Source organism: Bacteroides reticulotermitis JCM 10512, from assembly GCF_000517545.1.
GTDB classification, from domain to species: Bacteria; Bacteroidota; Bacteroidia; order Bacteroidales; family Bacteroidaceae; genus Bacteroides; species Bacteroides reticulotermitis.
In genome coordinates, this window is the sequence record NZ_BAIV01000040.1 from 1 (window position 1) to 24,149 (window position 24,149).

The following is a 24,149-nucleotide window of genomic DNA, read 5'->3' on the forward strand; positions in this document are numbered from 1 at the left end:
AATAGGCTGCTTGGCGTTTTCGGAAGAAAAGGCTATATTTGCTGCCGTATAATTTGAATATAAATGTATTAAAGCGAAAACTAAGTATGAAAACAAAATTTTTCTTGGCTGCTATGGTTGCAGCATTCTCTTTTTCAATGATTTCATGTTCAGGTAACAAGACTGCAAATTCTGCTTCTTCTGCTGATTCTGTTGCTGTTGAAGCTCCGGCGGCATGTGCAAAGGCTGACTCTTGCTGCAAAGCGGATTCTACTTGTACGAAAGGCGAGGGTGATAAAGCTTGCGATAAAAAAGAAGCTTGTGCTGAAAAGAAATCATGTTGCGAGAAGAAGTAATTTACTAGATCGTATATAATTAAAAGGGAATAAGGTAGTTAACTGCTTTTATTCCCTTTTTTATTGGTCTGAAAGCTATATAAGGAAAGTGATACATTCGCCTTATAGCTCCTTTTTATCTTATAGAATGATATTTTTTAGAATAAAAAAGTAACGTATTGTTTGGTGAAATGAAAATAAACTATACCTTTGCATCGTCAATCAATTAAGAGACATACGAATGAATCAAGCATTTATACATATTCTACTGTGCGGTATTATTATTCTACTATCCAAAGCTAGTGGAAGTGAGTGCTGCGCGTAAATGTGTATACTGAAAATATACGAAAGCCTTTCTCACTTCCAAGTGTGAAAGGCTTTTTTTTATAGCTACAATAACATAATAATATAGTATAAGATGGATAATAGGTTATTTATTTTTGATACCACGCTGCGAGATGGTGAGCAAGTGCCCGGATGCCAGTTGAATACCGTAGAGAAGATTCAGGTTGCAAAGGCATTGGAAGCTTTGGGCGTCGATGTAATTGAGGCAGGATTTCCTGTTTCAAGCCCGGGGGATTTTAATTCGGTTATTGAGATTTCAAAAGCGGTTACTTGGCCTACAATCTGTGCATTGACTCGGGCCGTACAAAAAGATATCGATATAGCTGTGGAAGCACTGCAATTCGCCAAACGTAAACGTATTCATACCGGAATTGGAACTTCCGATTCGCACATTAAATATAAATTCAATTCGAATCGGGAAGAGATTATCGAACGTGCGGTAGCTGCAGTGAAGTATGCGCGTCGTTTTGTAGATGACGTGGAGTTTTACGCTGAAGATGCCGGTCGGACTGACAATGAATACCTGGCTCGGGTAGTTGAAGCGGTAATCAAAGCCGGAGCTACGGTTGTGAATATACCCGATACAACCGGCTATTGTCTGCCTTCGGAATATGGAGCTAAAATAAAATACTTGGTGGATCACGTAAGCGGTATTGAAAATGCTATTCTTTCCACTCACTGCCACAATGATTTGGGCATGGCAACTGCTAACACGATGGCTGGTGTTTTGAATGGAGCGCGTCAGGTGGAAGTTACGATCAATGGGATTGGTGAACGTGCCGGAAATACTGCTCTTGAAGAAATTGTGATGATTCTCAAGAGTCATCATGAAATTGATATTCAGACCAATATCAATACACAGAAGATTTATCCGACAAGCCGCATGGTTTCCAGTTTAATGAATATGCCGGTTCAGGCGAATAAGGCAATTGTAGGACGCAATGCGTTTGCTCACTCATCGGGTATTCACCAGGATGGTGTTCTGAAAAATGTGCAGACTTATGAGATTATCGATCCACGCGATGTGGGTATTGATGACAACTCAATTGTATTGACTGCCCGTAGCGGACGTGCTGCGTTGAAGAGCCGTTTCTCGACTTTGGGTGTTGAGTTGGATCAGGAGAAATTGGATAAGGTTTATGATGAGTTCCTGAAGTTGGCTGATAAGAAGAAGGATATAAACGATGATGATATTCTGGTTTTGGCCGGTGCGGATCGTAGTCAGAATCACCGCATTAAATTGGACTTCTTGCAAGTGACCAGTGGTGTAGGCGTTCAGTCGGTTGCCAGCATGGGATTGAATATTTCCGGTGAGAAGTTTGAAGCTTGTGCAACAGGTAATGGACCGGTAGATGCGGCTATTAAAGCTTTGAAGAAGATTATCGATCGACATATGACTCTGAAAGAGTTTACCATTCAAGCTATAAGTAAAGGTAGCGATGATGTTGGTAAAGTTCATATGCAAGTTGAATATGATCACCAGATCTATTACGGCTTTGGAGCTAACACAGATATTATTGCCGCTTCGGTTGAAGCGTATATTGACTGTATCAACAAGTTTAAGATATAATAAAGATAGGTTTAACGTAATATAAATAGGTAAGATGAATACATTATTTGATAAAATTTGGGACGCGCACGTTGTTGAGCAAGTGAAAGATGGCCCCACACAACTTTATATAGACAGACTTTATTGTCATGAGGTAACCAGTCCGCAGGCTTTTTCAGGCTTACGTGCTCGTGGTATCGAATGCTTCCGTCCGGAGAAGATTTATTGTATGCCCGATCATAATACTCCGACGCATGATCAGGATAAACCGATCGACGATGCAATTTCCAAAACGCAGGTCGATACGCTGGCCAAGAATGCGAAAGACTTCGGATTGGCTCACTTCGGTATGATGGACAAGCGCAACGGAATTATCCATGTAGTGGGTCCGGAACGTGGATTAACCCTGCCCGGTATGACAATTGTTTGCGGAGACTCGCATACTTCTACCCATGGAGCGTTGGGAGCCATAGCTTTTGGTATCGGAACAAGTGAAGTAGAGATGGTAATGGCTTCGCAATGTATTCTGCAAAGTCGTCCGAAGACAATGCTTATTACGGTAGACGGTGAGCTGAGTAAGGGCGTTACGGCCAAAGACGTAGCACTTTATATGATGTCGAAGATGACTACCAGTGGCGCTACCGGTTATTTTGTAGAATATGCCGGTTCGACCATTCGCAATTTGACCATGGAAGGACGTCTCACACTCTGTAACCTATCTATCGAGATGGGGGCACGAGGTGGTATGATTGCGCCGGACGAGGTGACTTTTGCTTATATCAAGGGACGTGAAAATGCTCCGACAGGTGAGGAATGGGAGAAAGAGTTAGCCTATTGGAAAACTTTGAAGAGCGATACGGATGCTGTATTCGACAAAGAGGTACATTTTAATGCCGCGGATATTGAACCGATGCTGACTTATGGTACAAATCCGGGAATGGGAATGGGAATTACCCAGCATATCCCTACGACCGATGGCATGGGCGATGCGGCGAAAGCTTCATTCAAGAAATCGTTAGACTATATGGGCTTCCAACCGGCAGAGACTTTGCTCGGTAAGAAGATCGATTACGTATTCTTAGGTGCATGTACGAACGGTCGAATTGAAGATTTCCGTGCGTTCGCTTCTCTGGTTAAGGGACATAAGAAAGCCGATCACGTAATTGCCTGGTTAGTTCCGGGTTCTTGGATGGTAGATGCGCAGATACGTAAAGAGGGGATCGATAAGATTCTGGAGGAAGCAGGTTTTGCTATCCGTCAACCGGGATGTTCGGCTTGTCTGGCAATGAACGACGATAAGATTCCTGCCGGGAAATACTCCGTGTCAACCAGTAACCGAAATTTTGAAGGCCGTCAGGGACCGGGAGCTCGCACCATATTGGCTAGCCCGCTGGTAGCTGCTGCCGCTGCAATAACCGGTGTAATAACCGACCCGAGAGAATTAATCTGATTAGAGCCTTACCGGTTCGAGTGCATAACATGTAATAAATAGAAAAATGAAAGCAAAATTTAATATAATCACAAGTACTTGTGTACCTCTTCCTTTAGAAAATGTGGATACAGACCAGATTATTCCGGCACGTTTTCTGAAAGCAACCACTCGCGAAGAAAAGTTCTTCGGTGATAACCTTTTCCGCGATTGGCGTTACAATCCGGACGGTTCCCTGAACGAAGAGTTCGTGCTGAACGATCCTACTTATGGCGGGAAAGTGTTGGTAGCCGGAAAGAATTTCGGATCGGGATCGAGTCGCGAACATGCCGCTTGGGCTATTGCCGGCTATGGCTTTCGGGTTGTAGTATCGAGCTTTTTTGCTGATATTCATAAGAATAATGAACTCAATAACTTCGTGCTTCCGGTAGTTGTTTCGGAAGAGTTTCTGCAAGAGCTCTTCGACTCAATCTATGCGGACCCGAAAACGGAAGTGGAAGTTAATCTACCGGAGCAGACCATCGTCAACAAGGCTACAGGTAAAAGTGAAGAGTTTGAAATCAATGCTTATAAGAAACATTGTTTGATGAATGGACTGGATGATATCGATTTTCTGGTCGGCAACAAAGATAAAATAGAAGCATGGGAAGAGAATGCGTCAAGATAGAGATCATGGACACAACACTCCGCGATGGTGAACAAACCAGCGGAGTGTCTTTTGTGCCTCATGAGAAACTAATGATTGCCCGGTTACTACTGGAAGATTTGAAGGTAGACCGGGTAGAGGTTGCGTCAGCGCGCGTGTCGGAAGGCGAGTTCGAAGCCGTTAAGATGATTTGCGACTGGGCAGCCCGCCGAAACCTGCTCCACAAAGTAGAGGTACTGGGGTTTGTAGACGGACATACCTCTGTGGACTGGATACAGCGTACCGGTTGCCGAGTAGTCAATCTGCTTTGTAAGGGTTCGTTAAAGCATTGTACCCAGCAATTGAAGAAGACACCGGAAGCGCATATCGAAGATATAATCCGCGTTGTAAAATACGCCGATGAGCAAGATATTGCGGTTAATGTTTATCTGGAAGACTGGAGCAATGGCATGAAAGACTCACCTGAATATGTGTTTCAGTTTGTAGACGGGCTGAAAGATACCAGTATCAAACGCTTTATGCTGCCTGATACGCTGGGTATCTTGAATCCTTTGCAAGTCATCGAGTTTATGCGGAAGATGAAGAAACGGTATCCTGACAAACACTTCGATTTTCATGCTCATAATGATTATGATCTGGCTGTGAGTAATGTGCTTGCTGCCGTACTGAGTGGAGTCAAAGGACTGCATACCACCATAAACGGTTTGGGTGAGCGTGCCGGAAATGCACCTCTTGCCAGTGTACAAGCTATCTTAAAAGACCATTTCAATGCAGCTACCGGCATTGACGAGAGCCGGCTGAACGATGTAAGCCGGGTTGTTGAATCGTATTCAGGCATTGTCATTCCGGCAAATAAGCCGATTGTAGGTGAGAATGTCTTTACGCAAGTAGCCGGTGTGCATGCCGACGGCGATAATAAGAACAATCTGTATTGTAATGACCTCTTGCCCGAACGGTTTGGACGCAAGCGCGAATACGCTCTGGGAAAAACCAGTGGAAAGGCTAATATCCGGAAGAATCTGGAAGATCTTGGTTTGGAACTGGATGAAGACGCCATGCGTCAGGTAACCGAGCGCATCATCGAATTGGGCGACAAGAAAGAGCTGGTAACCCGGGAAGAATTGCCCTACATCGTTTCGGATGTATTGAAGCACGGAGTAGCCAATGAGAAGGTGAGACTGAAAAGTTATATTCTCAATCTGGCACATGGACTCCGGCCGATGGCTACACTCAAAATCGAAATCAACGGAAAAGAGTACGAAGAAAGCTCGAGCGGAGATGGACAGTACGATGCTTTTGTACGGGCTTTGCGCAAAATCTATAAAGTGACTTTAGGACGCAAGTTCCCGATGCTGACCAACTATGCGGTGACAATTCCCCCGGGTGGGCGCACAGACGCGTTTGTACAGACCGTAATCATGTGGAGCTATGACGAACGTGTGTTCCGAACTCGCGGATTAGATGCCGACCAGACAGAAGCAGCGATTAAAGCGACCCTCAAGATGCTGAACATCATTGAAGATGAGTACGAGAAAGAATAGTGAAGAATTGAAATATATAAAGTAGAAAGAAATAACGATTATGGATTTTAAAATTGCAGTGTTGGCAGGAGACGGAATAGGACCTGAAATTTCGGTTCAGGGAGTAAACGTAATGAGTGCGGTTTGTGAGAAGTTTGGTCATAAAGTGAACTACGAATATGCGATTTGTGGAGCGGATGCTATTGATAAAGTAGGCGATCCGTTTCCCGAAGAGACTTATCAGGTTTGTAAGAACGCCGATGCGATCTTATTCGCGGCGGTAGGTGATCCGAAATTCGACAATGACCCCACTGCCAAAGTACGTCCGGAACAAGGATTATTGGCTATGCGTAAAAAACTGGGACTATTTGCCAATATTCGTCCGGTACAAACATTCAAATGCTTGATTCACAAATCACCTCTTCGGGCGGAATTAGTCGAGAATGCCGACTTCCTTTGCATCCGTGAGTTGACCGGTGGTATGTATTTCGGAGAGAAATATCAGGATAACGATAAAGCGTATGACACAAATATGTATACCCGTCCTGAAATTGAGCGTATTTTGAAGGTAAGTTTTGAATATGCGATGAAGCGTGGTAAACACCTGACTGTTGTTGACAAAGCCAATGTTTTGGCCTCTTCCCGCCTATGGCGCCAGATTGCTCAGGAAATGGCTCCTAGCTATCCGGAAGTAACAACCGATTATATGTTTGTGGACAATGCTGCGATGCGTATGATTCAGGAGCCGACTTTCTTTGACGTAATGGTTACCGAAAACACCTTTGGTGACATATTAACTGACGAAGGATCTGTAATCAGTGGTTCTATGGGACTACTTCCTTCGGCTTCTACTGGTGAAAGCACACCGGTATTCGAACCGATCCACGGCTCATGGCCGCAGGCTAAGGGATTGAATATCGCTAACCCATTGGCTCAGATTTTATCGGTTGCGATGTTGTTTGAACACTTCAATTGCATAGCCGAGGGAGCCTTGATTCGCAAAGCAGTTGATGCTTCTTTAGATGCGAACGTACGTACACCGGAAATTCAAGTTGAAGGTGGAGCAAAATATGGTACCAAGGAAGTAGGAGAGTGGGTAGTCGATTACATTCAGAACGCCTGATAGCGAAGCGATTGTAAGGAGACATCCTACGCATAAATAATTAGCCCCAACTGTTTATGAACTAAATAGTTGGGGCTTCTCTTTGGATGTCCGGTTGTTTGATCTGTTTGCCCGGGGCATTTCACAGAAAGCCCACGCCATTTGACTCGCTTGCCCCGGGCATTTGAGTCGAAAGGCCCGGGCAAGCGATCCAAAAGATTACTTGTTTTGAGTCGAAAGTATGCTTGTTTGGGATGCAAAGAATATTACTTTTGGCATAGCAGACCGACTGTTCTCATTAACCACTCGGGCAAATTTGTGAGGCGACAGAGAGATAAGCTCTTTCTTTTCTTTGCTGATGGCAGTTTACTATTCAGTTGCATTGGACACACAGTGAAATAGTTTTTGCAAGCCAATAAATGGACTAAAACATTGGTAATTCCGGATGGAAATGGCTGGAAAATAATGTTTTGATTTTATCTTTCAGCTTTCAGTCTTTGGATTAATGCGCTGATACATAATGCTTTTATCCTGAAAGCTGATGCTGAAAAAAGAACATTGCCTTCAGCTTCTCTGGGTTGTTATAAGCTAGCTTGTCTGAGGCTTGGATATGAGTCGGCAGTATGGAATTAATTGCTCCTTGCACGAGTCTGGACATTTGCTTCGGCTACCTGAAAACCTGAAAGCACTGAAGGCTATATACGGGCCTGCTTTCAGCTTTTATTTATTGTATATCAGTGAGTTATCGGCAAACTGAAAGACTGAAAGCAAAATGCAAACATTTGATTATTGCTTCCAGAAGACGCATTCATGGATATGTTTACCTTGGAGTAAGGCAAGTAAAGAATCGGCAAAGAGAGAAAATAGGTAACGGCCAGATTTTGCTTTAGCAACGCATCAACTCTGTATAAACGCATAGATTACGATTCCGAATACGGTAAGCAATCCGGCATAGATCATTACTTCGGTCTGCTTCATCTCTGCCGGACGTTTCTGTTCCGGGACAGCAATGCGTTGGGAAAGTTTATGGAAGAGGAAGTAAAGCAATCCGCCACCTGCTCCGCCAACGATAGCACCCGCTAATAGATCGCCGGGATAATGCAGCCCAAGATACAACCGCGTATAGGAATTGGTAAGTGCCCAAAGTACAATGAAAAGACTCAGCCAACGCTTACGGAACAGACAGATTAGAAAGACGGCAAGTCCGAAAGAATTGGCAGCATGGCAGGACGGAAAGCCAAAGCCACCTCCGCGTTTTCCGTTAACAATATAAACAAGATCGCTTATCGGGTTTTCTAAATGTGATGGACGCAAACGGCCAATCAATGGACGGATGATGCTGTTGCACATTTGATCGGCGAATGTAATGGTAAGTGCTATGGCGACTATATAACAGAGAACGACCTTCCAGTGGAAGTTCTGAAACAGTATATATAAAATAGTAGCATACATGGGGACCCATATAACTTTACCTGTAAAGGCAGTCATGAAATAGTCCCAGAAAGGAGCGTGCATTCCATTGAAAAAGAGTAAAAGCTGTGTGTCTAATTCGGCAAGATAATCGATCATGTGGGTATTGCTTAGAGGTTATTATTATCGCTTGGCAAGATCATCATACAATTTTTGTAAGTAGGCCTTTCCTCTTTCCAGATTGGCTCCTTTCTGTGTTCCTTTGTCTACTTGTACGGCTTTGGCGTCACAGTTGTAGACCAATTGGTTCTCCGGAGTTGCTATACCGAAAAGTGTAGGTTCGGTGAAATAAGCAAAATGGGGAGAAGCCGGGTTCAACATATTCTTGCTGAACGTGAAGTCGTCGTGTGGCAAACCCAACTGATAAAGTAAGGTAGCAGCGATATCGATCTGTGAGGCGTACACATCTACTTGTTTGGGTTCTTTCAAGGCACCACCGATTAGAACAAGCGGAATCGTATGTCCTTCCAACGGAGTCTCTACCGGATGCGGATAAGCCCCTAGGTGGTCGGGAACCAACACGATCAACGTATTCTTCCATAAAGGAGTTTCTTTATAGCGCTCGACGAAATCGCCCACGCAACTATCGGCATAGGCAAAAGCATTCAGAATTTTATTATCCAATCGGTGGAAAGGGACCTCGAACGGTTCGTGACTGCTCGAGGTCTGCACGATCTTGAAGAACGGTTGTTGCTGCTTCTCTTCCTTAAGATCTTTGATCAGGCGTTGGAAAAGATTGTGATCCGGAGCTCCCCATTTGCCCGTGCGTTCCGACATCGGGAAGTCCTTTTCCGAAATTATATTGCTGATCCCCGATGCAACCAGATACGAACGCATATTCGTAAAGTCGGCATCCCCACCATAATAATATTGCAAATCATATCCTGCCTTTTTCAGGCTGCGAGGTATGGAAGGAAGGCTTTCGGTCTTTTCCGGATACTTCATGATGCTGGTACTGGGCTGTGCCGGATATCCGCTGATGATGGATACCAAACCACGGTCTGTGCGGAAACTGTTGGCGTAAAAGTTGGTAAACGAAACGCCTTCTTTGGCAAACTTATCCAGGTTAACCGCCACATTGGGTACTCCACCGAAACTCTCCATGAGGTGAGTCGAAAAACTTTCCAGAATGATGAAAAGGATATTAGGGCGTTCCGTGTTGAGCAACTGCGGAATGCTGTCAGACGGGTTGACCGGTTGGTCTATCATCTCGGTGAATAGCTTATCCGCCTCTTCGGCAGCCATAAAACGGTATTGTTTGTCGAAATTGTTTTGATGAGTAGCCGAATACATGAAACTGAAAGCCGGATTAATGGCCGCATGATTCAGCTGTTGATTCTCGCTGTAATAGACTTTGCTGAGATTCATTGTCGATACGGAAAATCCTCCGCGAATCGGAATAAACAGTAATCCCGTACAGAGCAAGAGCCCTAACGATACAGGTATTCGTTTATAAGGAATCTTTATAGGCGTTTTCTCACGAATTAACAGCCAATAGAAGAGCCCGTAAAGAATGGCGGCATAAATCAGAATCGACAGAATACCCAATATCGTAAACCAGGTACTTACGCTTGCCATCGCATCTTTGGGGGAGGAGAAGAAGTAGAAGATAGGGGTTGCGTCTAAACGGAATCCCCAGAAACCATATAATCCCAAATCAACGACAAAGATACAGGACATCACAAATGCGATAAGTCCGAAATAGACTTGTCGGATGCGACGAAGTATTATAGAATCGCCCCAAGTGGAAGCGAGTAATAGAAGAGCGGGGATAATTGTAAGGTAGCCGGCTAAAGATAAATCCAACGGAAGCCCGTGCCACATCACACTGAAATAGTCGCCTAGAGATATATTGGCATAAAGTTCATGGTAATAAACCATGAATATTGGTTTCTGAAATGCAAACAGGAGAACGAATAGGAAATACGTAGTCAGAAATTGTTGTAGTCTCTTCTTCATATCTATAAACTTAAAAAGATTGAACGGGCGCAAAGGTACGATTATATTTCTTTATCTTTGCGCATCAACCTGATAAAACGAAGTAAACAATGCCAAAAATAGCGAAGAAACTAACCGAACTTATCGGCCGGACTCCTCTAATGGAACTCTCGGGGTATAGCAGCAAACATGGATTGCAGCGGAATATTGTAGCTAAGTTGGAATCCTTTAATCCGGCGGGAAGTGTCAAAGACCGCGTGGCACTTTCGATGATCGAAGATGCCGAGGTGCGTGGACTACTCAAACCCGGTGCAACGATTATCGAACCGACTAGTGGAAATACAGGAGTCGGATTGGCTATGGTGGCTACCATTAAGGGGTATCGGCTTATTCTCACCATGCCTGAGACTATGAGTCTGGAACGGCGTAACCTGCTGAAAGCACTTGGTGCCGAGATTGTTCTGACGGATGGGCTGGGAGGTATGGCTGCTTCAATTGCCAAAGCGCGGGATTTATGTGATACAATCCCCGGTTCGGTTATCTTGCAGCAGTTTGAGAATCCGGCTAACGTGCAAATACACGAACACACTACCGGCGAAGAAATCTGGAATGACACAAATGGGCAAGTGGCTGTTTTTGTTGCCGGAGTTGGTACAGGAGGAACTATTTGTGGAGTGGCTCGTGCTTTGAAAAAACACAACCCGAATGTGTATATAGTCGCAGTGGAACCAGCCGCTTCACCGGTTTTGGCCGGAGGAGAAGCAGCTCCGCATCGCATTCAAGGAATTGGAGCTAACTTTGTTCCCAAACTATACGATGCTTCTGTTGTGGACGAAGTGATTGGAGTTCCTGATAATGAAGCTATTCGGGCAGGTCGTGAATTGACCTTTTCAGAAGGACTGCTGGCGGGTATTTCATCCGGTGCCGCGGTCTATGCCGCAAGGCTTTTGGCTGAGCGTCCTGAGTTCAAAGACAAAATGATTGTAACCTTGTTGCCCGATACCGGAGAGCGGTATTTGTCGACCGAGTTATATGCATTCGACGCTTATCCGTTGGATTAGCACAGCCGTTCTTGCCGCTTTTCAAGCAAGGGCAAGCGTGGAAAGAGATTACTTTTAAATACATTTCAAGATTATGATAAGAGTATCGTACAGTAAAAATGATGTTATGCTTCCGCTTAGCGGGGAGATATGTGAAAAAGGGCAGTTTACTTTAGGCAGAAAACTACGTAAAAGTGCGCTTGCTTATGTGCTTTTTCTTCTTTTACCCTCTTCTTTATGCGCACAAACCTATCAGGAATTGGCTGAGAAAGCCGTAGAATCTATTGAGAAAGATAGCTTGCAACAAGCTGAAAATCTCTTGCTTCAAGCGTTGAAGTTGGAACCTAACAATGCGAAGAATACGTTCCTTTTTTCTAACCTGGGATTGGTTCAGCGTCGCTTGGGAGAGCTTGATAAAGCGTTGGATTCTTATTCTTATGCTTTGAACTTCGCCCCGAAGGCTGTTCCTATCTTACTCGACCGTGCGGCTATTTATCTGGAAGTCGGAAATCTTGATCGGGCGTATGCAGATTATTGCCTGGTGCTTGATGAAGATAAACAGAACCAAGAGGCTTTGCTATACAGAGCCTATATCTATGTGATGCGGCGCGATTATTCCGCTGCTCGAATCGATTACAATCGCTTGTTGGAACTGGATCCGCAGAGTTATAGCGGACGTCTTGGCTTGGCTACGCTTGAGCAGAAGGACGGGAAGTTTCGTGAAGCTTTGGATATACTGAACAAAATGGTTGTTCAATCGCCCGAAGATCCTACTCTTTATGTTGCCCGTGCCAATGTAGAGCATGATATGCAGTACGATGATCTGGCGTTGGTCGATCTGGAAGAAGCGGTTCGTTTAAACCCTTCGTTAGTTGAAGCTTATTTATTGCGTGGCAATATCTATTTGGCTCAGAAGAAGAAATCTTTGGCAAAAGCTGATTTTGAGAAAGCTTTATCGCTAGGAGTCCCATCAGCCGATTTACACGAACTTCTCCGACAATGTAAATAAGGAAATACCGTAAAAAAAGACGTCTTTCGGATTTGAGAATCTTGTTCAGACGATCATTATACCTGTATTCAAAAAGATAGATTGCTTCTTGCAAATCTATCTTTTTGTGCAAGATAAAAATCCTTTTGTAATGTGTCTCAGCATCCTGTTATTTGTAATAGTTCTAAGTATTGGCCCTGTTCTCGCGTGATTGCTAAACAAAAAACAGGTTGGGTACCGGTTTGCGACGGATAAAAAACAATCGAACGTTTGTCGCTGTGCCTATATTAACGCCGTTAAACTGTCTTGATTGTCTTTTTGTTTAGAATGACTCGTCTGCTTATGCCTGAATAGTTGTTTTATGTCTATGCTATTGCCGAATTTAGTAAGGTACTGTTTCTATTTGCTACAAATGAGACCCTGTTTATTTGTTTGGTAGCTGTTTTGGCTAGTCTCTATAATCATAAAGCTCTTTTTTACTTGTTTTATTTGAGATATACTTGTTTCTGCTGTCTTTCTTGAAAACACTTTTAGTTCCCTATATATATAATGTATAGGAAGTGTAATCTTGTAGATGCTGATTTTTTGTTGTATTTCCACTCTCAGCATAAAAAGGGGGATAGATATAGATGGTAGGAACCTTCGTCTGACAATTTGTATTTCGCATACTCCACTCCTCTGGAGCAGATAAATGCATAATTACTTTGCTTTATCTATACAAACTGCCGAATGAGAGATACGAACTCTTTGCCGTACTTTTTTCTTTTGTACTCTCCAATCCCGCTGATTTCGCCAAATGCTTCGATAGTCGTAGGGAGCGCAGCGCAGAGCAAATGCAAAACCTTATCGGGTAAAACGATATAAGGCGGAATTCCCTCTTGGTTGGCCAGTGATGTCCGGAGTCCGCGTAGGGCTTCAAACAGCTCTTCACTTTCTGTTCCCGGCAGGCCGAGTGGCAGCTCTTTGGGTATCGCTTTCTTTTTAGTTTTCCCTTTACTTGCCGCAACGGGCTCTTCCCGGTGGATAACTACAAGTGTGGCTTTTCCTTTTCCGAAGAGAATATCCTTTCCGCTTTCCGTTATTTTCAGGTGATTGTTTTCATTGTATGCAATTTCAAAATAGCCTAAATGGAGCATTTGCAGTAGATAATCGTGCCAATCCCGTGGGGGAATATCTCTTCCTACTCCGAAGGTTTTCAGTTCCTGATAACCTTTCCCGGTGATCTCGGCTGAATAGCTACCGCGTAGGATGTCGATTAGCGCTCTTGTTCCGATTTGTTGCTCGGTGCGGACAATTGCACTTAAAGCTTTTTGTACAATGACTGTACCGTCAAACCGGCTGGGTGGATTTTTGCATACATCGCAGTTACCGCAATCTTTCGTACTTATTTCGCCAAAGTAACTCAGCAATATTCTTCGACGGCAAATATCGGCTTCGGCATACTGCTGCATGCGCTGCAACTTTTCTAAATTGCTACTTTGCTGGCCGCTTTCTTTGGCAAAGTTGGTCAATAAAATGAGGTCGCCCAACGAGTAAAAAAGTATGGTATCACTCGGTAAACCATCACGTCCTGCCCGCCCTATTTCCTGATAAAACTCTCCATGCTCTTCGGCATATTGTAGTGAATTACCCATCGAACATTCGACTTGTCTATTCCCATGCCAAAAGCGATCGTGGCGCAAACAATCTGGATGCGGTCATTGATGAAATCATCCTGAGTCTCGTTACGCTGTTGAGCCGATAGCCCCGCATGATATACACCGCATTGAATGCCCTGCTTCTGTAGCATTTGCGCTACCGCTTCCGTCTTATTTCGACTCATGCAATAGATGATGCCGCTTTCTCCTGCATGACGGCGGACAAACTCTCCAATCGATTTGTTCTTCTCTTTGGCTTGGTGTCCGCGTCTTACCGTCAAGCTGATATTCGGCCGGTCGAAAGACGATATGAATATTTGGGGATCATCCATATGTAGCTGACGGATAATATCTTCCCGCGTAATTTTATCAGCAGTAGCTGTTAACGCGATGATGGGGATCTTGGGGAATTGTTGGTGCAAAACACCCATTTGGGTGTATTCCGGGCGAAAGTCATGTCCCCATTGCGAGATGCAGTGCGCTTCATCAATAGCGAACAAAGAGATATGCATATCACGTAGCAGATAATCGATTTCGGCAAGTAACCGTTCGGGCGAGATATAAAGCAATTTTAGTTTTCCGTCAACACAGGCTCGACGGATATTCGCATTTTCTGTTTCATCGTTACTGCTGTTCAAAGCGGCTGCTTCAATGCCGTTGGAACGTAAAGATTCAACCTGATCTTTCATCAATGAAATGAGTGGAGAAACTATCACAGCCGTACCTTCCAAAAGTAGAGCCGGAAGTTGATAACAAATCGATTTTCCTCCTCCGGTAGGCATTAAAACCAGCGCATCTTTTTTATCAATTATGCGCTGGATGATTTCTTCTTGTAAAGGGCGAAATTGTTCGTAACCGAAATATGTTTTTAACGTTTGTAGCATAAGTAATACTTGTTTCAACTGGTTTGCAAAGGTACACTATTTCTTTAGGATTCTTTGTGTAGATTCGATTTCTAATGACAGATTATTTCGGGAAGAGTTAAAGTTTCTTATTATTTGCCCTTGATGCTTCTATTTCAAGGTTTTTGATTGTTTTTATAGAAAAAATATCCACCAAAAAGTTGTGGATTTAAAAAAAAAGCGAGACATTTGTGACATCTAGCGTTGTGAATAACAACCGTTATTTATAAACAAACCCTAACCAGTTAATTCAATGAGTGATTTAGAGAACAAAAAGGCGGAGGAAACTCCCAAAAAACGCCCTTACAATTTAAGGGAGAAGAAAGACAAGAAGGCTGCTTATCGGTCTTTGATCAGACCAGAACTGGCAGATGAGTTGTATGATAAGATTCTGAACATCGTTGTTGTTCAGAAGAAGTACAAAGATCCGGATTATTCAGCTAAAGATTTGGCTAAAGAGTTGAAGACAAACACTCGTTACCTGTCTGCAGTTGTAAACTCTCGTTTTGGTATGAACTATTCTTGTTTGTTGAATGAATACAGAGTAAAAGATGCTTTGCATTTATTGACTGATAAGAGATATGCCGATAAGAATGTTGAGGAAATAAGTGCAATGGTTGGCTTTGCAAATCGTCAATCTTTTTACGCTGCATTTTACAAAAATGTAGGTGAAACACCTAACGGATATCGTAAGAAACACGCAGATAGCAAAAAGTAATTGCGGTTTCTGAATATGGAACAAAAGGAATTACCTCCGACTCACGAGTTGGCAGATAATTCCTTTTCTCGTTTAATTTAACTAAGCACTAATTATCATGAAAAAATATGCAATTTCAATGGCGATAACCGCTACGCTATTAATCTCATGCGGTGGAGCCAAAACAACAACTGCCGAGGCAGATAAATTCGATTATACAGTGGAACAATTTGCTGATTTACAATTATTGCGTTATCGGGTTCCCGGTTTTGAGGAACTGTCGCTACAACAAAAAGAACTTGTTTATTACCTAACTGAAGCAGCACTCCAAGGGCGAGATATTCTGTTTGATCAAAACGGAAAGTACAATTTGCGAATTCGCCGTATGCTTGAAGCCGTATACACAAACTACCAAGGTGATAAAACAACACCCGATTTTAAAAATATGGAAATCTACCTGAAACGGGTGTGGTTTTCCAATGGCATTCATCATCACTACGGCTCAGAGAAGTTTGTACCTGCATTTACGCAGGAGTTCTTGAAGCAAGCTGTGTTGAGTATAGATGCTGCCAAATTGCCGTTAGCCGAAGGACAAACGGCTGCACAATTGTGCAATGACGTATTTCCTATTATCTTCGATTCGAAAATAATGACGAAGCGTGTCAACCAGGCCGATGGTGAAGATCTGGTACTTACTTCTGCCTGTAACTATTACGATGGGGTGACGCAGAAAGAGGCAGAAGACTTTTATGCTTCGATGAAAGATCCCAAAGACGAAACTCCGATTTCTTACGGACTTAATAGCCGGTTGGTGAAAGAAGATGGTAAGGTACAGGAAAAAGTATGGAAAGTAGGCGGGCTTTATACACAAGCCATTGAGAAGATCGTCTATTGGCTGAAAAAAGCAGAAGGAGTTGCCGAGAACGATGCTCAAAAAGCGGTTATTAGTAAGCTAATTGCGTTTTATGAGTCCGGTAGTCTGAAAGATTATGATGAGTATTCAATCCTATGGGTGAAAGATCTTAATTCCAGAATAGACTTTGTGAATGGTTTTACCGAAAGCTATGGTGACCCGCTCGGAATGAAAGCGAGTTGGGAGTCGTTGGTGAACTTCAAGGATTTGGAAGCGACCCATCGTACCGAAGTCATTAGTAGCAATGCACAATGGTTTGAAGATCATTCTCCGGTAGATAAACAATATAAAAAAGAAATAGTAAAGGGCGTATCGGCCAAAGTGATTACAGCGGCCATTCTGGCTGGCGATTTATATCCGGCTACGGCAATTGGTATTAATCTGCCGAATGCTAACTGGATTCGTGCCCATCATGGTTCTAAGTCCGTGACTATTGGAAACATCACCGATGCTACAACAAGGCTGCTCACGGTAATGGTTTTAATGAAGAATTTGTTTACAACGATACCGAGAAGCAACGTATTGATAAGTATGGGGATCTGACAGGAGAACTACATACCGACCTCCACGAATGTTTAGGACATGGTTCCGGTAAACTGCTTCCGGGTGTTGACCCCGATGCTTTGAAAGCATACGGATCGACCATCGAAGAAGCTCGTGCCGACTTGTTTGGATTATATTATGTTGCCGACCCTAAATTGGTGGAGTTAAAGCTAGTGCCGGATGGTGAAGCGTATAAAGCAGAATATTATACTTTCTTGATGAACGGATTGATGACACAACTGGTACGTATCGAACCGGGCAATGTGATCGAAGAAGCTCATATGCGTAACCGTCAACTTATCGCCCGTTGGGTCTTCGAAAAAGGTGCCAAAGACAAAGTTGTGGAACTGGTTAAGAAGGATGGAAAGACTTATGTTGTTGTCAATGATTATCTGAAACTTCGTCAGCTTTTTGGTGATTTATTGGCTGAAATACAGCGTATTAGGTCGACTGGTGATTTCGAGGCTGCTCGGACTTTGGTTGAAAGCTATGCTGTGAAAGTTGATCCGGTTCTACATACCGAAATACTGACGCGTTATAAGAAATTGAATCTTGCTCCTTACAAAGGATTTGTTAATCCGAAGTATGAATTAGTTACAGATCAAAGTGGAAAGATTACCGATGTAACTGTGACTTATAATGAAGGTTATGCCGATCAGATGTTGCGTTATAGCAAAGACTATTCGGTATTGCCTTCTATAAATAAATAAACGAAAAATGAATCTTCAAGAACAACTGAAAGATATTAAAACACAGCTCCGACTCTCTATGAATGGGGCTGTGTCCCAAAGTATGCGTGAGAAGGGCTTGGTTTATAAACTTAATTTCGGGGTCGAATTGCCGCGCGTCAAGATGATTGCATCTCATTATGAAAAGAATCACGATTTGGCACAGGCTTTATGGAAAGAGAACATCCGCGAATGTAAAATATTGGCTACGATGTTGCAGCCGATTGATACGTTCTTTCCTGAAATAGCCGATATATGGGTTGAAGATATTCAGAATATTGAAATAGCTGAATTGGCCTGTATGAATTTGTTTCAAGATCTACCTTATGCGTCTGCCAAGTCTTTTCACTGGATAGCTGATGAGCGGGAATATGTACAGACATGTGGTTTCCTAACCGCAGCTCGTTTGTTAATGAAAAAGGGAGATATGTCCGAGCGTGCATCCGGAGAGTTGTTGGATCAGGCTATCTGTTCCATCTCTTCCGAAAGCTACCATGTGCGTAACGCTGCGATGCTGGTCATTCGTAGATATATGCAGCATAGCGAGAATCATGCTTTTCAGGTTTGTCGCTTGGTAGAAGGAATGGCCGACTCACAGGTTGAGGCCGAACAATTGCTTTATCACATGGTAAAAGCAGAAATTTCCACAGACTAACCTGGGTAACCGCCACAAAGGAAGTGAGTGAAAACTTTGTAGAAGTGTGTATCACTTTGTGGCGGATTTAAAAAAACTTCTTTTTATCATTTGCTTTCCACAAAAAACGATTAACTTTGTTGGCGCAAATTTTGTGCTGCTGATGGAAACTCAAAACGTGAAAGATACAGTAAGGCAGATATTCACCGAATATCTAACAGCGAACGGGCATCGTAAGACTCCCGAGCGTTTTGCTATACTCGATACTATCTACTCCATTGACGGACATTTTGATATCGACATGCTCTATTTGCGTATGATGGATCAGGAAAACTTCCGGGTAAGTAGAGCCACTCTCTATAATACCATCATTCTCTTAATCAATGCACGGCTGATCATCAAGCATCAGTTTGGCACCTCTTCTCAATACGAAAAATCTTATAACCGCGATACACACCATCATCAGATATGTATGCAATGCGGCAAGGTGACAGAGTTTCAGAACGAAGGCTTACAGAAAGCCATTGAGAACACGAAGCTTAGTCGCTTCCAACTTTCGCATTATTCCTTGTACATCTATGGGATTTGTAGCAAGTGTGACCGAGCAAACAAACGGAAAAAAGTTAATAATAACAATAAGAAAGAAAAATGAAAGTAGATGTTCTATTAGGATTACAATGGGGCGACGAGGGTAAAGGTAAAGTCGTCGACGTTTTAACACCTAAGTATGATGTAGTGGCTCGTTTTCAGGGTGGACCGAATGCCGGTCATACACTTGAATTTGAAGGACAGAAGTATGTACTTCGTTCCATTCCTTCCGGCATTTTTCAAGGAGATAAGGTTAATATTATAGGTAATGGGGTAGTGCTCGATCCGGCTTTGTTCAAAGCTGAAGCCGAGTCGTTGGAAGCCTCGGGACATGCATTGAAAGATCGTTTGCATATTTCGAAGAAGGCGCATCTCATTCTTCCTACACACCGTTTGCTGGATGCTGCTTATGAAGCAGCTAAGGGAGATGCCAAAGTAGGAACAACCGGAAAGGGTATCGGACCGACTTATACGGATAAAGTCAGCCGTAACGGTGTGCGTGTAGGCGATATTCTCGACCACTTCGAACAAAAATATACTGCTGCTAAAGCTCGTCATGAACAAATTCTGAAAAGTCTGAATTACGAATACGACTTGACCGAACTGGAAAAGACATGGTTAGAGGGAATTGAGTATTTGAAGCAATTCCACTTGGTAGATAGCGAACATGAAATCAATAACCTGCTGAAAGACGAAAAGAGTATCCTTTGCGAAGGAGCTCAAGGCACGATGCTCGATGTCGATTTTGGTTCATATCCGTTTGTGACTTCTTCCAATACCGTTTGTGCCGGTGCTTGTACCGGACTGGGTGTTGCTCCTAATCGCATTGGAGAAGTATACGGCATATTTAAAGCATATTGTACCCGTGTAGGTGCAGGACCGTTCCCTACCGAACTTTTTGATGAGACCGGTGATAAAATGTGCACAATCGGGCATGAATTCGGATCTGTAACCGGACGCAAGCGTCGTTGTGGCTGGATCGATCTTGTTGCATTGAAGTATTCCGTCATGATTAATGGGGTTACCAAGCTGATTATGATGAAGAGTGATGTACTCGACACGTTCGAAACAATCAAAGCTTGTGTGGCCTATAAAGTGAATGGCGAAGAAGTAGATTATTTCCCGTATGACATCACCGAAGGTGTAGAGCCTGTATATGTAGAATTGCCGGGATGGGGGATTGATATGACAACTATGCAAAGCGAAGATGAGTTCCCAGAAGAATTCAATGCGTATCTGACATTCCTCGAAGAGCAATTAGACGTACAGATTAAGATTGTTTCTGTTGGTCCGGATAGAGATCAGACCATTGAACGTTATACGGAAGAGTAAAAATACTTTCTTCAACTTTATTACTGTCAAGTTCAGGCGCTACCGGAAGCAATTAAATAGTAAGTTGCCTTGCTTGCTTCTTCGAAAGGAGCGAATAGCACCGAATAGGAAAGGACATCGAGTTGAATCGAACTGATAGGTAAGAATAAGATAAGTGAAAAGACGAATGTCCGGCTTGTTTTATTCTTACTTGTCTTTTTAGGCATTAAGTCCTATAATAGTATGTCTTTTAGCTAATTCTTCCTAAAACCTGAATGAAACTATTCTGCCATTGCCGGTTTCCTCTTATTTTTGGCAGACAATTTGTTCATAGATTAATAGTAAACCAAAAAGAATAAGAAATTATGGGAAATGGAATGATAGGAATTCAATGGATTATTTTTATCGGTGTAGCTCTGGTCAGCTGGCTGGTACAGATGAACTTGCAGAGTAAGTTCAAGAAGTATTCCAAGATTGCTACCGGAAATGGAATGACAGGACGTGACGTGGCTTTGAAGATGTTACACGATAATGGTATTTATGATGTAGAGGTGACACATACGCCGGGAAAACTGACCGACCATTATAATCCTGCCAATAAGACAGTCAATTTGAGTGAAGGAGTTTATGAGAGTAATAGCATTATGGCTGCCGCCGTTGCTGCCCATGAATGTGGACACGCTGTGCAGCATGCACGTATGTATGCACCGCTGAAGATGCGTAGTGCTTTGGTACCTGTGGTTAACTTTGCCTCCTCCATCATGACTTGGGTTTTGCTGGGTGGTATTTTGTTGATAAACTCATTCCCACAGTTGTTGTTAGCCGGTATCATTTTGTTTGCGGCAACTACTCTGTTCAGCTTTATCACATTGCCGGTCGAGATTAATGCTAGTAAACGTGCCTTGGTATGGTTGAGTTCATCGGGCATCACCAATTCATTTAATCATTCTCAGGCTGAAGATGCCTTGCGCTCGGCTGCATATACCTATGTCGTGGCTGCACTCGGATCCTTGGCTACCCTGGTCTACTATATCATGATTTTCATGGGTAGAAGAGATTAATGATTCAGCATTTAACGGATTGAAACAAGAGCCTGATGTTTATTTAAGACATTAGGCTCTTGTTTTTTTCGAGCATTAGCAAGCTTTGCTCGGAAATTTGGTGTAAATTTGCACACTTAAATTCTAAATAAGTAATTATTATGGCAGCAAAACCTGGTATACCTAAAGGAACACGTGACTTTTCGCCGGTTGAAATGGCGAAGCGTAACTATATATTCAATACGATTCGTGACGTATATCATCTGTACGGTTTCCAGCAAATAGAGACTCCGGCTATGGAGATGCTTTCTACTTTGATGGGAAAGTACGGTGACGAAGGCGATAAACTACTTTTCAAAATCCAGAATTCCGGTGATTACTTTTCCGGTTTAACAGACGAGGAGTTACTTAGTCGTAACGCGGCCAAGTTAGCTAGTAAATTCTGTGAAAAGGGATTACGCTATGATTTGACTGTCCCCTTTGCTCGTTATGTGGTGATGCACCGTGACGAAATAACATTTCCATTTAAACGTTACCAGATTCAGCCGGTTTGGCGTGCCGACCGCCCGCAAAAGGGACGTTACCGCGAGTTCTATCAGTGCGATGCCGATGTTGTAGGAAGTGATTCGCTGCTGAACGAAGTAGAATTGATGCAAATTGTCGACACGGTATTTAGCCGGTTTGGTATTCGCGTATGCATCAAGATAAATAACCGTAAGATTCTGTCCGGTATTGCCGAGATCATTGGTGAAGCTGATAAGATTGTTGACATCACCGTTGCCATCGACAAATTGGACAAGATCGGTTTGGATAATGTCAATACTGAGTTGAGAGAGAAAGGTATCAGTGATGAGGCCATAGCTAAATTACAACCGATCATATTACTTAGCGGAAGCAATACGGAAAAGTTGGAAACTTTAAAGAACGTTTTGTCTGCTAGCGAAATAGGCATGGCGGGTGTTGAAGAGAGCGAGTTTATTCTCAGCACTTTGCATACCATGGGCTTACAAAATCCAATCGAGCTCGATCTCACGTTAGCTCGTGGCTTGAACTATTACACAGGAGCTATTTTCGAAGTAAAGGCATTGGACGTGCAGATTGGAAGCATCACCGGTGGTGGCCGCTATGATAATCTGACCGGTGTATTCGGAATGTCCGGTGTGTCGGGAGTCGGTATCTCTTTTGGTGCAGACCGTATCTTCGATGTATTAAATCAATTGGATCTTTATCCCAAAGAAGCAGTCAACGGTACGGAAGTACTATTTATTAATTTCGGAGCAAAGGAAGCCGCCTATTCGATGAATGTTTTGATGCAAGTGCGTGCTGCCGGTATCTGTGCGGAGCTATTTCCTGATGCGGCGAAGATGAAGAAGCAAATGAGCTATGCCAATGCCAAAAGCATACCTTTTGTTGCTATTGTAGGCGAAAATGAGATGGCCGAAGGTAAACTGATGCTGAAGAATATGGAGTCAGGTGATCAAAGCCTTGTTACTGCGAATGAACTGATTGCAGTCGTAAAGAAGTAAACGATTTACTGCTAACTTTATACAGAATCCCTGTCTTACTAAAGCAACGGCTTGGCAGTAAAGACAGGGATTCTTGCTTTTTAATATTTTATTTTATCCAGTATGCCACTTAAGCAAGCGATTGTAACTCCGTAATTGGTCATTGGAATAGCTTGTTGCTTGGCACTTTCGGTGCGGCTTAATACGAACTTCCGATTAAACATGCAGGCACCGCAATGAATGATGAGTGAATAAGGACTCAGATCATCGGGGAAATCACTTCCGGCTACAATATATATCCGGAGGCCTTCACCTATCTTATTTCGTAAGAGGCGAGGAATTTTCACTCTTCCAATGTCTTCGGATAGCGGAGCATGCGTACAAGCTTCGGCTATCAATACCCGGGAATCCTCTTTCAACCTACTGATGGCTGCCACACTCTCTACATAATATTCGATATCTCCTTTATATGCGGCGAATAACACCGAAAAGGAAGTAAGCATACTTGCAGCCGGTTTCTGTTCATAAACCGTTTGGAACACTTGTGAGTCGGTAATAATTAGTTTGGGCGGGTAAGATAAAGCTTGCAGAGTTTGCGCTAGCTTATCTGTTGTACAACTCATTACGAGGCACTTCTTATCCAATAACTCGCGGAGCGTTTGTACTTGTGGCAAAATTAACCGTCCTTTGGGGGCCTGAATATCTTGTGGCATAACAAGCAGTACCAAATCATTCTCCGCAACTAAATTGTTCGTGATAGTCTGTTGTCCAAAGTCACTCGGGAGGTTTTTGAGTATCGCCTGCCGGATTTGTTCCATACCCAATTTCGTCTGAGCACTGACAAGAAGCGGGCGCACTCCGTAATGTTGTTCTATTTGTGCGGCTACTACCTCACTGTTTTTCCGCACGTCGATCTTATTGAGCAGTAGAATTACCGGAATGTTCTTTCTTTTCAACTCCTCAATCCACTGTTTTTCAAGTACACTGGCAGAGGGTGATAAGATGGCTTCATCTTCACAAAGAAATAGAGCTAAATCAGCTTTCTCGATTGTTTTCAAGGTTCGCGCTATGCGCATCTGTCCGAGTTCTCCCTCATCATCAAATCCCGGAGTATCGATAAAGAGGCAGGGGCCAATGCCGTGAATCTCCATAGCCTTGGCTACTGGATCAGTCGTTGTTCCCGGTGTGTCAGATACCAGCGCGGTATCTTGCCCCGTTAATGCATTAATTAAAGAAGACTTACCACTGTTTCGCCGTCCGAAAAGAGCGATGTGGAGTCTGTTGGAATTCGGAGTATGAGTTAAGCTCAT

Annotated in this window: 18 protein-coding genes and 2 pseudogenes; 14 read left to right on the forward strand and 6 right to left on the reverse strand. The window is 43.2% G+C overall.

The window, feature by feature from the left end; translation table 11 throughout:
• A partial coding sequence (locus JCM10512_RS25170) for a hypothetical protein (protein ID WP_206777884.1) occupies positions 1 to 241 on the reverse strand: 241 nt, incomplete at its 3' end.
• 491 nt (positions 242 to 732) lie between these two features.
• On the opposite strand from JCM10512_RS25170, the gene JCM10512_RS19035 reads away from it, so the two are divergent.
• Genes JCM10512_RS19035 through leuB form a run of 5 tightly spaced genes read left to right on the forward strand, consistent with a single transcriptional unit; the run spans position 733 to position 6,926 of the window.
• Positions 733 to 2,229, forward strand: a complete 1,497-nt coding sequence (locus JCM10512_RS19035; RefSeq protein ID WP_044165364.1) for a 2-isopropylmalate synthase — start codon at positions 733 to 735, stop codon at positions 2,227 to 2,229.
• Between the two features lie 34 nt (positions 2,230 to 2,263).
• Positions 2,264 to 3,658, forward strand: coding sequence for a 3-isopropylmalate dehydratase large subunit (leuC, locus tag JCM10512_RS19040; protein WP_044165365.1), 1,395 nt, complete (start codon positions 2,264 to 2,266; stop codon positions 3,656 to 3,658).
• Between the two features lie 46 nt (positions 3,659 to 3,704).
• Positions 3,705 to 4,304, forward strand: coding sequence for a 3-isopropylmalate dehydratase small subunit (leuD, locus tag JCM10512_RS19045; RefSeq protein ID WP_044165366.1), 600 nt, complete (start codon positions 3,705 to 3,707; stop codon positions 4,302 to 4,304).
• Positions 4,280 to 5,824, forward strand: coding sequence for a hydroxymethylglutaryl-CoA lyase-like TIM-barrel protein (locus tag JCM10512_RS19050; protein ID WP_044165369.1), 1,545 nt, complete (start codon positions 4,280 to 4,282; stop codon positions 5,822 to 5,824). The genes leuD and JCM10512_RS19050 overlap by 25 nt, the downstream gene beginning before the upstream one ends.
• Positions 5,825 to 5,864: 40 nt before the next feature.
• On the forward strand, positions 5,865 to 6,926 hold the full coding sequence (gene leuB, locus JCM10512_RS19055; protein WP_044165371.1) for a 3-isopropylmalate dehydrogenase: 1,062 nt from the start codon (positions 5,865 to 5,867) through the stop codon (positions 6,924 to 6,926).
• A gap of 876 nt (positions 6,927 to 7,802) precedes the next feature.
• Here the strand turns inward: leuB and JCM10512_RS19060 are convergent.
• Both JCM10512_RS19060 and JCM10512_RS19065 read right to left on the reverse strand, forming a co-directional pair.
• Positions 7,803 to 8,474 carry a phosphatase PAP2 family protein gene (locus tag JCM10512_RS19060; protein WP_044165372.1) on the reverse strand — a complete coding sequence of 224 codons (672 nt, stop codon included), beginning with the start codon at positions 8,472 to 8,474 and terminating at the stop codon, positions 7,803 to 7,805.
• Positions 8,475 to 8,498: 24 nt separating this feature from the next.
• Positions 8,499 to 10,334 carry an LTA synthase family protein gene (locus tag JCM10512_RS19065; protein WP_081741504.1) on the reverse strand — a complete coding sequence of 612 codons (1,836 nt, stop codon included), beginning with the start codon at positions 10,332 to 10,334 and terminating at the stop codon, positions 8,499 to 8,501.
• An 89-nt stretch (positions 10,335 to 10,423) separates the two neighbouring features.
• Between JCM10512_RS19065 and cysK the strand changes: the two genes are divergently transcribed.
• Positions 10,424 to 11,374 carry a cysteine synthase A gene (gene cysK / locus JCM10512_RS19070; RefSeq protein ID WP_044165374.1) on the forward strand — a complete coding sequence of 317 codons (951 nt, stop codon included), beginning with the start codon at positions 10,424 to 10,426 and terminating at the stop codon, positions 11,372 to 11,374.
• A gap of 106 nt (positions 11,375 to 11,480) precedes the next feature.
• The gene (locus JCM10512_RS19075) at positions 11,481 to 12,362 is read left to right on the forward strand and encodes a tetratricopeptide repeat protein (RefSeq protein ID WP_081741507.1); all 882 of its coding nucleotides are present in this window, start codon (positions 11,481 to 11,483) and stop codon (positions 12,360 to 12,362) included.
• 692 nt (positions 12,363 to 13,054) lie between these two features.
• Here the strand turns inward: JCM10512_RS19075 and recQ are convergent.
• A pseudogene (gene recQ, locus JCM10512_RS19085) lies at positions 13,055 to 14,862 on the reverse strand (DNA helicase RecQ).
• Between the two features lie 271 nt (positions 14,863 to 15,133).
• Between recQ and JCM10512_RS19090 the strand changes: the two are divergent.
• The 5 genes and pseudogenes from JCM10512_RS19090 (at position 15,134) to JCM10512_RS19110 (ending at position 20,315) form a co-directional block, all read left to right on the forward strand.
• Positions 15,134 to 15,598 carry a helix-turn-helix domain-containing protein gene (locus JCM10512_RS19090; RefSeq protein WP_044165379.1) on the forward strand — a complete coding sequence of 155 codons (465 nt, stop codon included), beginning with the start codon at positions 15,134 to 15,136 and terminating at the stop codon, positions 15,596 to 15,598.
• A gap of 97 nt (positions 15,599 to 15,695) precedes the next feature.
• Positions 15,696 to 17,743: pseudogene (locus JCM10512_RS19095) on the forward strand (dipeptidyl-peptidase 3 family protein).
• A 7-nt stretch (positions 17,744 to 17,750) separates the two neighbouring features.
• Positions 17,751 to 18,416 (forward strand): DNA alkylation repair protein, encoded by a 666-nt coding sequence (locus JCM10512_RS19100; protein WP_044165380.1) that lies wholly within the window; start codon positions 17,751 to 17,753, stop codon positions 18,414 to 18,416.
• A 142-nt stretch (positions 18,417 to 18,558) separates the two neighbouring features.
• The gene (locus tag JCM10512_RS19105; protein ID WP_044165400.1) at positions 18,559 to 19,047 is read left to right on the forward strand and encodes a Fur family transcriptional regulator; all 489 of its coding nucleotides are present in this window, start codon (positions 18,559 to 18,561) and stop codon (positions 19,045 to 19,047) included.
• The gene (locus JCM10512_RS19110; RefSeq protein WP_044165382.1) at positions 19,044 to 20,315 is read left to right on the forward strand and encodes an adenylosuccinate synthase; all 1,272 of its coding nucleotides are present in this window, start codon (positions 19,044 to 19,046) and stop codon (positions 20,313 to 20,315) included. The genes JCM10512_RS19105 and JCM10512_RS19110 overlap by 4 nt, the downstream gene beginning before the upstream one ends.
• 32 nt (positions 20,316 to 20,347) lie before the next feature.
• Here JCM10512_RS19110 and JCM10512_RS22850 read toward each other — a convergent pair whose 3' ends face one another.
• Positions 20,348 to 20,521, reverse strand: a complete 174-nt coding sequence (locus JCM10512_RS22850) for a hypothetical protein (protein WP_158332242.1) — start codon at positions 20,519 to 20,521, stop codon at positions 20,348 to 20,350.
• 138 nt (positions 20,522 to 20,659) lie between these two features.
• On the opposite strand from JCM10512_RS22850, the gene JCM10512_RS19115 reads away from it, so the two are divergent.
• Together JCM10512_RS19115 and hisS are read left to right on the forward strand one after the other, a co-directional pair.
• The gene (locus tag JCM10512_RS19115; RefSeq protein ID WP_162472338.1) at positions 20,660 to 21,355 is read left to right on the forward strand and encodes a zinc metallopeptidase; all 696 of its coding nucleotides are present in this window, start codon (positions 20,660 to 20,662) and stop codon (positions 21,353 to 21,355) included.
• A 140-nt stretch (positions 21,356 to 21,495) separates the two neighbouring features.
• Complete coding sequence (gene hisS / locus JCM10512_RS19120) at positions 21,496 to 22,860, forward strand: histidine--tRNA ligase (protein WP_044165384.1); 1,365 nt, start codon at positions 21,496 to 21,498, stop codon at positions 22,858 to 22,860.
• Between the two features lie 80 nt (positions 22,861 to 22,940).
• On the opposite strand, the gene hydF is transcribed toward hisS, so the two are convergent.
• Positions 22,941 to 24,149 (reverse strand): [FeFe] hydrogenase H-cluster maturation GTPase HydF, encoded by a 1,209-nt coding sequence (hydF, locus tag JCM10512_RS19125; RefSeq protein WP_044165385.1) that lies wholly within the window; start codon positions 24,147 to 24,149, stop codon positions 22,941 to 22,943.

Coding starts and splice junctions, on each gene's coding strand:
- JCM10512_RS19035 (WP_044165364.1), top strand. CDS start 733: ATGGATAATAGGTTATTTATTTTTGATACCACGCTGCGAGATGGTGAG.
- leuC (WP_044165365.1), top strand. CDS start 2,264: ATGAATACATTATTTGATAAAATTTGGGACGCGCACGTTGTTGAGCAA.
- leuD (WP_044165366.1), top strand. CDS start 3,705: ATGAAAGCAAAATTTAATATAATCACAAGTACTTGTGTACCTCTTCCT.
- JCM10512_RS19050 (WP_044165369.1), top strand. CDS start 4,280: ATGGGAAGAGAATGCGTCAAGATAGAGATCATGGACACAACACTCCGC.
- leuB (WP_044165371.1), top strand. CDS start 5,865: ATGGATTTTAAAATTGCAGTGTTGGCAGGAGACGGAATAGGACCTGAA.
- JCM10512_RS19060 (WP_044165372.1), bottom strand. CDS start 8,474: ATGATCGATTATCTTGCCGAATTAGACACACAGCTTTTACTCTTTTTC.
- JCM10512_RS19065 (WP_081741504.1), bottom strand. CDS start 10,334: ATGAAGAAGAGACTACAACAATTTCTGACTACGTATTTCCTATTCGTT.
- cysK (WP_044165374.1), top strand. CDS start 10,424: ATGCCAAAAATAGCGAAGAAACTAACCGAACTTATCGGCCGGACTCCT.
- JCM10512_RS19075 (WP_081741507.1), top strand. CDS start 11,481: ATGCTTCCGCTTAGCGGGGAGATATGTGAAAAAGGGCAGTTTACTTTA.
- JCM10512_RS19090 (WP_044165379.1), top strand. CDS start 15,134: ATGAGTGATTTAGAGAACAAAAAGGCGGAGGAAACTCCCAAAAAACGC.
- JCM10512_RS19100 (WP_044165380.1), top strand. CDS start 17,751: ATGAATCTTCAAGAACAACTGAAAGATATTAAAACACAGCTCCGACTC.
- JCM10512_RS19105 (WP_044165400.1), top strand. CDS start 18,559: ATGGAAACTCAAAACGTGAAAGATACAGTAAGGCAGATATTCACCGAA.
- JCM10512_RS19110 (WP_044165382.1), top strand. CDS start 19,044: ATGAAAGTAGATGTTCTATTAGGATTACAATGGGGCGACGAGGGTAAA.
- JCM10512_RS22850 (WP_158332242.1), bottom strand. CDS start 20,521: ATGCCTAAAAAGACAAGTAAGAATAAAACAAGCCGGACATTCGTCTTT.
- JCM10512_RS19115 (WP_162472338.1), top strand. CDS start 20,660: ATGGGAAATGGAATGATAGGAATTCAATGGATTATTTTTATCGGTGTA.
- hisS (WP_044165384.1), top strand. CDS start 21,496: ATGGCAGCAAAACCTGGTATACCTAAAGGAACACGTGACTTTTCGCCG.
- hydF (WP_044165385.1), bottom strand. CDS start 24,149: ATGAGCTTAACTCATACTCCGAATTCCAACAGACTCCACATCGCTCTT.